Here is a 9978-nt window from a genome sequence, read left to right as displayed (position 1 = left end):
TTTCGCACCGGGAGCGGCAGTGCTCCGTCTCCTCGCACGCGGCGACGACGGCCCGGGCGTCCTTGAGCGCGATCGGACTCCGCTCGGTCCGGGTGCAGCCCGACTCTGTCGTGTACGGGCTGGATCGTGGCGGCACTCCGTCTCTTCTGCGCGGCGAGGCCATCCGTCCCGGCGCCGGCGGTCGGCGCCATCTTGGCCTGATGATCGCCCCCGTCGCGCGGCGGTAGCGGGGCGGGGGCTTCGGGTCGGCCCGGCCACCGGGCCGGGACGGTTGGACAGGGCGGGGGCAGGCGGGCTGTCTCCGGCAGTCGGCGGGTGGCTTTTTCGCTTTCCATCGACCTTCGGGCTCTGATAGGACAGCACCCGGCCCGATCGGGCCCATGTGCGCAGGGGGGAACACGACATGTGGAAGACCAAGCGTCGGCACCGGGGGCGCGTCGCCTCGATGCTGGCTTCGGCGGTGGCGCTCGCCGCCGTGATGACGGCCGCGCCGGCCGGTGCCGCGCCCCGGGCCGTCACGGCTGAGGCGCCGACCGCCGGGCTGAACCTGATGCTGCGCGCCGATCCGGGGAAGGTCGTCCAGACCCGTCGGGCGCCGGACGGGACCTGGGACGCCGCCAGGGAGGTCCCGCAGTTCTACAGCTTCCGGTACTGGACGACCGTCGTCGACTCCGGACGGCTGCGGCTGCTCGGCCTCCGGTACTCCGGTCCGATGAGCACGCAGTTCGTCCAGTCGACGCAGCAGCCCGACGGCAGCTGGCCCGCGCCGACCCCGATGAAGGGCCTGGCGGAACTGCCCCTCTCCAGTCAGTACTTCCAGACCGGCAGGGCCGGCGCGGCGGTGGTGAACGGCCAGGTCCAGCTGGCGGCGATCGACCCCTCGGGCCGGCTCGTCCACACCGTGGAGGGCCCGGACGGGAACTGGCAGCCCTGGGGGGCGATCAGTGCCCCTCCGGGACTCGCCTCGGACCGGTTCTCCAGCCTCGCGACGGCCGAGGTGAACGGTGAACTCCACATCGTGGCCACCGTGTCGAACGACGGAAGCGTGCTCCACACCATCCGGCACGCGAACGGCACCTGGGACGGCTGGGGCAACATCATGGGCGCGGCCGGGACCCCCTCCCCGTGGGGTGCGCCGCACGACGTGGTCGCGGCGGGCATCAACGGACAGCTTCAGGTCGCCGTGGTGAACAACAGCCAGATCGCCGTCTACCACACGATCCGCACCTCCGACGGCAACTGGGGCGGCTGGGGGCCCATCGGCCAGCAGGTCCTCGACCAGCCCTTCTACGTGTGCGGCGCCGACGGCGCCAACGTGGACAACGAGCTGCACCTGGTGTTCGAGACCTGCACCAGCAGCGGCACGCTCTTCCACACCGTCCGCCACGCGAACGGCAGTTGGAACAAGGCCGGGTACGTCCAGGGTGCCGTCGACCTCTCCCCCTGGCGGCCGGTCCCGAACGGATCGGCCGCCGGCGGCTGACCGCGCCGGTGACGGTCGACCGGCCCGGGGCCGTCGCCCGGGCCGGCTGACCGTCACCCACCCGGGCGGCGCCGTCCGGGCGGGGGGCGGGGTTATTCGTGGCGCAGGGCGTCCGGGCGCATCAGGCGCAGGAGTTGGGGCAGGCCGAGGGCGGTGGTGAGGAGGACGGCGCCCGCGGCGGTGGCGGTCATGGCGGTCATGGAGGCCCAGTCGGTGTTCAGGGGGACGCCGGAGGAGTACTGGAGGACCGTTCCGGTCAGGAGGCCGGCGGCGGTGGCCAGGGCCAGGCCGAGGGCCATCGGGAGGAGGGTCTGCCACAGGACGGACAGGGCCAGGACGCGTCGGGGGGTGCCGACGGCGTTCAGGACGCCGAGGACGCGGCGCTGTTCGCGCAGGCGTTCCAGTTGGCCGACCAGCAGGCTGAGGGCGACCAGCAGGAGGGTGATCGCCGATCCGGCGGTCAGCAGGCGTTTGACGGCGAGGTAGGTGGCGTCGGGGGCGGGGTCGAGCGGGAATTCGGTGCGGGCCTGGGGGTCGATCGCCATGACGGCGGTGGTGAGGTGTTCGTTCGGGTCCGGGAGGGCGTCGGCGAGTGAGACCAGGACGGTGGCCGGCTGTCCGCGCAGGGCGTCGGCGGGGACGGCGGCGGGGGTGAGCAGGAGCAGGCCGGCTCCGATGCGGCCGTTGGGGTCGGCGTCCTGGACGGGGGTGACGGTGGCGGTCGGGGCGGGCAGGGGGAAGGGGGCCGGTTCGCCGGTGCCGCGGTAGTAGGCGGCGTGGACGGTCGTTCCGGGCGGGACGGGGTCGGTGCCGGGGCGGGCGGTCGGGCCCTGGAGGGCGAAGGCGTCGCCGTCCTCGCAGTGGGGCAGGGTGGCGAATCCGCGCAGGACGGCGCAGGAGGCGATGCGGACCGAGGGCAGTTCCCAGGACTTGGCCGTGGCGCTCTCCAGGGCGAACTCGGTGTAGGCGGCGGTGGCCTGGATCCCGGGGCTGCGGGCGAGGCGGTCGGCGAGGGCCTCGGCGGTGGGGGCGCCGCCGGGGAAGGTCACCGACTGCCGGTAGGGGCCGGTGGTGGGCTGGGGCCGGGCGTACTGCTCGTACTGGGTGCTGATGCCGAGGAAGAGCGTCTGCAGGGCGATGGCGCCGGCGATGGCGACGACGACGCCGCTGACGGCGGTGGCGGCCGGTCCGGAGCCCGTCTGCAGGCGGCGGGTGGCGAGTTGCCAGGACAGGGGGCCGCCGCCGGCCCGTCGGGTGACGGCTTCGACGAGCCAGGGCAGGAGGGTGCAGACGCCGGTGAGGGTGAGCAGCACGCCGAACGCGACGAGGAGTGAGCCGCGGGTGCCCTGGGCCGGGTCGGAGAGGGTGAGGGCGAAGACCGTCAGGGACAGGCCGGCCAGTGGCAGCATGAGGCGCCATCCGATGCGGCGCCGGCCGGGGTCGGAGCGGCGGACGGTGCCGAGCGGGTCGAGGGCGGCCCGGCGCATGGCGAGCAGGGTGACGCCGACGGCCATGAGCGGGACGACGACGGCGATCGCGGCGGCGATGGCGGGCTGGGGTGCGACGTCCTCGGGGTAGAAGCTGAATCCGGCGAGGCGGACGCGTCCGATGAGCTGCCGGCCGAGGAGGAAGAGCGCCGTTCCCGCGGCCAGGCCCAGCACCGTTCCCACCAGGGACTCCCCCGCGGCGATCCGGGCGGTCATCCGGCGGTCGGCGCCGCCCAGGCGCAGTGCGGCGAGCCGGCGGTCGCGGCGTTCGCCGCCGAAGCGGGCGGCGGCGGCGAGGAAGACGCCGACCGGGGCGAGCATCACGGTCAGGCCGACGGCGTTGAGCAGGACCAGTTTGGGGTCCATGTCTTTGGGCGGCGAGAAGTGGCCGAACGCGGTGATCCGGACGGCGCCGGTGTCGACCGAGAGGTGGTCGCCGCCGAGGACGTAGTCGGCCTGGCCGGGTCCGAGCAGTCCGGCGGGGCCGATGGTGCCGGTCACGGGGTAGGGCAGGCGTTCGCGCAGCAGGTGGTTGGCGGGGTCCTTGAGGAGGTCGGCGAGGGCCGGGGAGACGGCCATCGTGCCGGGGGCCGGGTAGGCGGCGAGGCCGGGCGGGAGTGCGGCGTTCGGGCCTTCGGGTTGGACGACGCGGCCGCGGACGGGGGTGCCGTGGAAGGCGGTGTCGGCGGTGGCGACGAGGACGGTGCGGTCGCCGGGGGTGGGCAGGTCCTCGTCCCGGAAGGTGTCGTTCTGGGTGTAGAGGCGCTGGTCGCGGTGGTGGACGAGGCCGGGGAAGGAGGCGGTGAAGAGCAGGAGGGCCACGCCGAGGCCGACGCCGCAGGCGGTGAGCAGCAGGCGGCCCCAGCCGTCCCGTCCGCTGGTGACGGCGAGCCGGGCGCCGAGGGCGAGTTGGTCCAGGTGCGGTCGGCGGACCCGGGGGTCGGTGGCGCTCACCGGGTGGTGGCCAGGTCGCGGGTGCGGCCGTCGCGGACGACGATCTCGCGGTCGGCGTAGGCGGCGACCCGTACGTCGTGGGTGACGAGGACGACGGCGGCGCCGCTCTCGCGGGCGGCGCGGGTGAGCAGTTTCATGACGCGTTCGCCGTTGAGGGAGTCGAGGGCGCCGGTGGGTTCGTCGGCGAAGACGGCTCGGGGGCCGGTGATCAGGGCGCGGGCGGCGCCGACGCGTTGGCCCTGGCCGCCGGAGATCTCGCCGGGGCGTTTGGCGGCGGTGTCGGCGACTTCCAGGCGTTCCAGCCATTCGGCGGCGCGGGCTTCGGCGGCTTTGCGGCGGGTGCCGTTCAGGCGCAGCGGGAGGGCGACGTTCTCCAGGCAGGAGAGTTCGGGGACGAGTTGGCCGAACTGGAAGAGGAAGCCGAAGTCGGTGCGGCGCAGGGCGCTGAGCTCGCTGTCGGTGCTGGTGGTGAGGGAGCGGCCCTGGTAGGTGATGGTGCCCTGGTCGGGGCGGGTGATGCCGGCGAGGCAGTGCAGGAGGGTGGACTTGCCGGAGCCGGAGGGGCCCATGACGGCGACGAGTTCGCCGGCGGCGACGGTGAGCGAGGCGCCGGCGAGGGCCGGGGTGGGGCCGAAGGACTTGTGCAGGTCCTGGGCGTGGAGGAGGGGTTCGGCGGTGGTCAACGCTGGGTCTCCGTCAGGCGGGCGGTGAGGTCGTCGAGGCGGGCGGCGGTGAGTTCGAGCCAGCGCAGGTCGGCTTCGAGGTGGAACAGGGCGTGGTCGCAGATCAGTTCGTCGGCGAGGTCGCCGGCGAGTTTGCGGCGGGTCAGTTCGCGCATGGTCCGCAGGTGTTCGGCGCGTTGGGTGTCGAGGACGTCGGCGGCGGAGCGGCCGGTGAGGATGGCGAGCACGACCTTCTGGTAGAGGGTGCTCTGCAGGTAGGGCTGCGGGTCCTCGGGGTGGGCGAGCCAGTCGGCGAGGTCGGTGACGCCGGCGTCGGTGATGGCGTAGCGCTTGCGGTCCGGGCCGCCGCCGGCTTCCACGCCCTCGACGACGACGTGGCCGTTCTTCAGCAGGCGGGAGAGGGTGGCGTACACCTGTCCGTAGTGCAGGGCGCGGTCGCGGCCGAAGTGCTCGTCGTAGAGGCGTTTGATGTCGTAGCCGTGGCGGGGCTGGGCTTCCAGGAAGCCGAGGAGCATCTGTCCGAGTGACATGATCAAGGACTATACACACCATGTATACATGGCATGTATAGCGGGCGCGCAGAGCCGCAGGGCTCGGGGGAACGCCCCGGGGCGTGGAGGTGCCCCGGGGCGTGGCCGTCCGTCCGCGCGGGTCAGCCGCGGCGCAGCGCGGTGAGCGGGGCGGGGGCGGTGCCGAGCCACCAGGTGGGGTCGGCGCTGCCGTCGGTGGTGCGGCCGTCGCGGTGGACGTAGTGGCGCACGTCCCGTCCGGGGTCGGTGAACTCGCCGGCCAGGGCCCGCTCCAGCCACTCCGCCCCGAACCGGAAGACCTCGGCCGCCACTCCCCCGAGCGGGTGGAACTCGTCCTCGTAGACCCGCAGCTCCTTCGGCGCCCGGATGCGCTCGAAGCTCTCCAGGGCCTGGGCGAGGTCGGTGAGCTCGTCGAACTCGCCGATGCCGTGGAGCACCGGGCAGGCGATGTCGGCCACCAGGTCGCCGAGCGGCATGCGGTGGGCGAGGTCGCGGTCGAAGGCCTCCTCGTCGGTGTACCCGGCCATGTACATGTAGTTGTTCTTGAAGGTCGGCTGGGCGCGCTCGAAGATCGTGGCGAAGTCCCCGGTGACGGCCTCGAAGGCGGCGAGCGCGGCCAGGCGGCCGTCGGCGGCGGCGGCCCGGGAGCCCCAGTAGCCGCTCATCGAGATGCCGAACATGCCGATCCGGTCGGCGTCGACCTCCGGGAGCGCGGCCAGGTGGTCGAGGTAGCGGCCGATCGCCCGCTCGTAGTTGCCGAGGTCGACGGTCAGCCCGCCGGCGCGGCTCTCGCCCTGGCCCGGCCCCTCGATGGACAGCGCGACCATCCCGCGCGAGGTGTAGTAGCGCTCGGCCGCCCAGATGTAGTCCTCCTTGATCATGTCCATCCCGGGGCCGAGGATGACGGCCGGCGCGTTGCGGACCGGCCCGGCCGGCAGGTGCAGCAGGGCGAAGATCCGCGAGCCCTCGAAGTCCAGCTCCACCCGCCGCACCCGGCCCTCGCGCAGCGCGCCCAGGCGCTCCACGCAGTGGTTGGCGTGCTCGCGCATGGCCGCCTTGCGCGGGTCGGCGGCGTCGAAGAGCGAGTACTGCGCCCGGCCCCACATCACGGCCGCCCTCAGGTAGAGGTCGGCGGCGGTCTGCGCGAAGCCGCCGCGCTCGTGGTGGGCGGCGCGCTCCTCGGCCTGGCCGGCCACCGTCGCCCACGCCTTGGGCAGCATCGCGCCGCTCCTGACGAGGGCGAAGACCTTGGCGAAGTCGGTGTGGTCGTGGCCCAGCTGCTCCATGGTGCCGACGGCCTCGGGGTGCAGCGCGTCGAAGCCGCCCTGGGCGAGGGCGATGTCCAGGGCCCAGCTCTGGCCGGTGGAACGGACGGTCATGACGGTCTCCTCTACGGGGTCCGACGGGGGGATCCGGTTGCGGGTCCCCCGGCGGGATCCAGTTGGCTAAGCACTTAATGAATAAGTACTTAGCTATTAAGTCCCGAGGCTAGGCTGCTGTCAACCCGACGAAGAGGACCGACCAATGGCCGAGCCGCCACCCACCGACGACCGCGCCCGGGCGCTCGACCGCCTGGCGCGCGCCGCCTACCGCCTCAGCGCCGCCGACGCCCGGCTGCGCGGACGCGCCACCCGCACCCCCGGCGCGCTCTCCCTCACCCACGCCCGGGCCCTGCGCACCCTGGCCGAACAGGGCCCCCTCAGCATCGGCGGGCTCGCCGCCGGCACCGAGACCACCGGCGCCGCCACCACCCAGCTGGTCAACGGCCTGGTCGCGGCCGGCTACGTCACCCGCACCCGCCAGCCCGAGGACAAGCGCTCCGTCCTGGTCGCCCTCACCGACACCGGCCGGGCCCTGCACGACCAGCGCCAGCGGGCCCTGGCCGACGCCCTGCACGGCGACCTGGGCGACTACGACGACGACGCCCTCGACCGGGCCACCGAGGTGCTGCAGCGGCTGTCCGCCGTCTACGACCGGCTGTGACGCCGTGAACCAGCCGGAGCGGGGGCGCCCCTGACGTCCGGGGGCGCCGGGGCTGGGCCGGATGCCGCTGTGCGGGTGCAGGGGGGCGGCGTTGCGGCGAGGTTGTGGAGGTGGACACCGTCATCGTGCTCGAACCCGATACGCCGACCAACGTGCGGATCCTCGGCCCCGGCCGCGTGCCGGCGGACCCCGAGAACCCGGTACGGATGGCGCACGCCGCCCCCGCGGAGGCCTCGGGCGTCTGCGGGCCGCTCACCCTGTGCGGCCTGCGCACCTCCGAGATGACCCTCGCCCCGCACCGCTCCCCCGGGCCCGGCCGGCCGCGCTGGAACACCTGCGGGGCGTGCCGCGACGCCGAGGGGGGCGCGGCGGCCCGCGCCCCCGGTCCGGCGTAACCCGGCCCGGCCCCGGCCCCGGCCCGGGCGGGCCGCCCGGCGGGGTCAGGGGTCAGGGGTCAGGGGTCAGGGGTCAGGGGGCGGCGAACAGCCCGGGGAAGGACGGGGCCAGCCAGGGGCGGCGGCCCCAGGCGAGCACCTCGCCGCGCAGCAGGGCGCCGGGGGCGCTGCGCCGGCCCAGCGCGATGAGCAGGAACGCCACCGGTTCGACGAGGATCGTGCAGTCCGGGCGGCGGGGCGGGTCCTGGCTCACCGCGGCGGCGCCGTCCGTGAAGGTCACCGCGAACCCGTCCAGGCCCCGGCCGCGCAGCCGGTAGCAGGCGCTGTGGCCGGCCGCGGCGCGGGCGTCCGTCACCCGCGGCATGACCGTGCGCACGAACGGCATCGCCAGCCCGACCCGGCGCCGGTCGATCGGGTGCGGGCGGCCGAGGGCGACGGCGATGTCGTAGAGGTGGCCCAGCATGTGGGTCAGCAGGTAGGCGCCGAGGGTGTCCAGGTCCATCCGGCCGAGCGGGGTCGACACCGGCTCGGTGCCCGCGCGCGGGGCGGCCGCCACGGTGAACTCCCGTGCCCGCCGGGCGATCTCCTCGGCGAGCACGTCCGGGTCCCGTTCGGGCCGCTCGGCCAGCGAGGCCGCGTTCGCCGCGGCCAGCGAGCCCGGGGTGCCGTCCCCGTACGGCCGTTCCTCGCCGGCGGCCAGCGCGGCCATCAGCTCGTTGGCCATCGCCAGGTGGGCGGCCGCCTCGGCGACCGTCCACTCGGCGCCGGGGATCCGGGTGTCGCCGCGGCAGCCGGCGAGCAGGGCGACGGCCTCGTCGCCGACCGCGGTGACCTCTTCGAAGAGCGCGGTGCGCGCGGCACCGGGAGAGTGCGGGGGGAGAGTCATGGAGGTGAAGCGTGGACGAGTGCCGCGCCGCTGTCCAGGTCCGCACCGCCCGGGGCACCGGGCCGACTCCCGGAGCGGCTCGCGGGTCCGCGCCCGCAGGCAACCCGAACCGCCCCCCGACGCGTCGAGCTGCCGTGAGAGCAAGAACGAACACGCGGCCCGGGCGGCCGCCACGGCAGACGGGGACGGCACGGACACCATGGCGGGGACGACGGCAGGATGACGAACGCGACACCGCCGGACTTCGAGGAGTTCGTCGCCGCCTGCGGGCCCAAGCTCCTGCGCACCGCCTGGCTGCTGACCGGCGACCCGCACCAGGCCGAGGACCTGCTGCAGACGGCGCTCGCCAAGGTCTGGCCCAGATGGACGCGCATCGCCCCCGACCGGCCCGAGGCGTACCTGCGGAAGGTCCTGGTGAACTGCCACGTCTCCTGGTGGCGGCGGCGCTGGACCGGGGAGCTGCCGCACGGCGAACTGCCGGAGCCGCCGCCGGGCCCGGACCCGTACGACGGGGTGGTGCTCGGCCGGGTGGTCGCCGAGGCGGTGCGGTCGCTGCCGCCGCGTCAGCGGGCCGTGGTGGTGCTGCGCTTCTTCGAGGACCTCAGCGTCGAGGAGACCGCCGAGGTGCTGCGCTGCAGCACGGGCACCGTCAAGAGCCAGACGCACCGGGCGCTGGCCGGCCTGCGCGGCCGGCTGCCGGCCCGGGAACTCCTGCTGGACGGGGGACCCCGTGAACGGCGCTGACCTGCTCGACCCGTACGGTCCGGGCGAGGGCGGGCCCGACGACGAGGAGGAGCTGCGGATCCTGCTCCACCGGGCCGTCCCCGCCCTCGGTTCGCCGGAGGACCGGATGGAGCGCGTCCTCGCCCGGGTCGAGCGGTCCAGGCGCCGCCGGCGGGCGGCCGGGCTCGCCGCGGGCCTCACCGCCGGACTCACCGCCGCCGTGCTGGCCGCCGCGCCCGCGCTCGCGCCGGCACCGGTGCGGGGGGCCGCGACGGGGCCCGCGGGCTCCGTGTCCGCCCCGGTCCTGTCGCCCCCGGCGGCGGCGCCGGCCCCGTCGGTCTCGCCCGCCCCGACGGTGCCGGGGGAACCGTCCGCCGGGAGCGGGGCGACGGTCTTCTTCCCCCGGCTGCCCGAGATGGTCCTCGACCCGCCGGTGAACTGGCACGCCCTGGCCGCGTCGAGCGCCGACCCCCGGGAGCGGTTCGGCTACCTCGGCACCCAGCCGCTGGGGGCGGCCCCGTCGTGCGCGACGGTCGCGGCCCGCTGCCCGCTCGCCGGGCGGCTGGCCGTGGACGGCGCCGTCCTCGCGTTCCGGCTGGTGGACGGCCAGGGGCTGGCCGAGAAGCTCGGCCCGGACCCGTCCGGGCTGGGCGACACGGCCCTCGACAAGGAGTGCGCGGCGCTCGGCGGCGACCGCGAGCTGACCGGCCTGCGCGCCATCGACCGCGACGGCCCCGCCGCGGTGGTGGAGGTGACGGCCTGCCTGCGGCAGGCCTCCGACCCGACGGTGCGCCAGGCGCGGCAGGCCTTCGACTCCGTCCGCTCCGCCCCGCCGGGCGGCCGCTCGCCGGGCC

At 75.3% G+C, this 9978-nt stretch carries 9 protein-coding genes and 1 pseudogene; 5 read left to right on the top strand and 5 right to left on the bottom strand.

Annotated elements, in window-relative coordinates:
* Nucleotides 1-403 precede the first annotated feature (403 nt).
* Nucleotides 404-1483, top strand: coding sequence for a hypothetical protein (locus ACFU7Z_RS27850; protein ID WP_074005413.1), 1080 nt, complete (start codon nucleotides 404-406; stop codon nucleotides 1481-1483).
* 92 nt (nucleotides 1484-1575) lie between these two features.
* Here ACFU7Z_RS27850 and ACFU7Z_RS27845 read toward each other — a convergent pair whose 3' ends face one another.
* The 4 genes from ACFU7Z_RS27845 to ACFU7Z_RS27830 all read right to left on the bottom strand — a co-directional run bounded on the left by ACFU7Z_RS27845 (nucleotide 1576) and on the right by ACFU7Z_RS27830 (nucleotide 6516).
* Entirely contained in the window at nucleotides 1576-3924 is a 2349-nt protein-coding gene (locus ACFU7Z_RS27845) for an FtsX-like permease family protein (protein ID WP_380780384.1), read from the bottom strand.
* Complete coding sequence (locus tag ACFU7Z_RS27840) at nucleotides 3921-4607, bottom strand: ABC transporter ATP-binding protein (protein WP_380780382.1); 687 nt, start codon at nucleotides 4605-4607, stop codon at nucleotides 3921-3923. The genes ACFU7Z_RS27845 and ACFU7Z_RS27840 overlap by 4 nt, the downstream gene beginning before the upstream one ends.
* Nucleotides 4604-5137: a PadR family transcriptional regulator gene (locus ACFU7Z_RS27835; protein ID WP_380780380.1), complete on the bottom strand. Its 534-nt coding sequence runs from the start codon at nucleotides 5135-5137 to the stop codon at nucleotides 4604-4606. The genes ACFU7Z_RS27840 and ACFU7Z_RS27835 overlap by 4 nt, the downstream gene beginning before the upstream one ends.
* 122 nt (nucleotides 5138-5259) lie before the next feature.
* Entirely contained in the window at nucleotides 5260-6516 is a 1257-nt protein-coding gene (locus tag ACFU7Z_RS27830) for an alpha/beta hydrolase (protein ID WP_375876076.1), read from the bottom strand.
* 145 nt (nucleotides 6517-6661) lie between these two features.
* Between ACFU7Z_RS27830 and ACFU7Z_RS27825 the strand changes: the two genes are divergently transcribed.
* The gene (locus ACFU7Z_RS27825) at nucleotides 6662-7120 is read left to right on the top strand and encodes a MarR family winged helix-turn-helix transcriptional regulator (protein ID WP_049654428.1); all 459 of its coding nucleotides are present in this window, start codon (nucleotides 6662-6664) and stop codon (nucleotides 7118-7120) included.
* A gap of 110 nt (nucleotides 7121-7230) precedes the next feature.
* Entirely contained in the window at nucleotides 7231-7515 is a 285-nt protein-coding gene (locus tag ACFU7Z_RS27820; protein WP_117484918.1) for a hypothetical protein, read from the top strand.
* A 73-nt stretch (nucleotides 7516-7588) separates the two neighbouring features.
* Here ACFU7Z_RS27820 and ACFU7Z_RS27815 read toward each other — a convergent pair whose 3' ends face one another.
* Nucleotides 7589-8401, bottom strand: a complete 813-nt coding sequence (locus ACFU7Z_RS27815; RefSeq protein WP_074005407.1) for a maleylpyruvate isomerase family mycothiol-dependent enzyme — start codon at nucleotides 8399-8401, stop codon at nucleotides 7589-7591.
* A gap of 219 nt (nucleotides 8402-8620) precedes the next feature.
* On the opposite strand from ACFU7Z_RS27815, the gene ACFU7Z_RS27810 reads away from it, so the two are divergent.
* Nucleotides 8621-9145 carry a SigE family RNA polymerase sigma factor gene (locus ACFU7Z_RS27810; protein WP_049660912.1) on the top strand — a complete coding sequence of 175 codons (525 nt, stop codon included), beginning with the start codon at nucleotides 8621-8623 and terminating at the stop codon, nucleotides 9143-9145.
* A pseudogene (locus ACFU7Z_RS27805) lies at nucleotides 9132-9978 on the top strand (hypothetical protein); the annotation flags it as partial. The gene ACFU7Z_RS27810 and the pseudogene ACFU7Z_RS27805, both read left to right, overlap by 14 nt.

The organism is Kitasatospora sp. NPDC057518 (assembly GCF_042802075.1).
Classification (GTDB): domain Bacteria; phylum Actinomycetota; class Actinomycetes; order Streptomycetales; family Streptomycetaceae; genus Kitasatospora.
The sequence above is the reverse complement of the archived record's forward strand: the minus strand, read 5'-3'. Positions and strand labels throughout refer to the sequence as shown.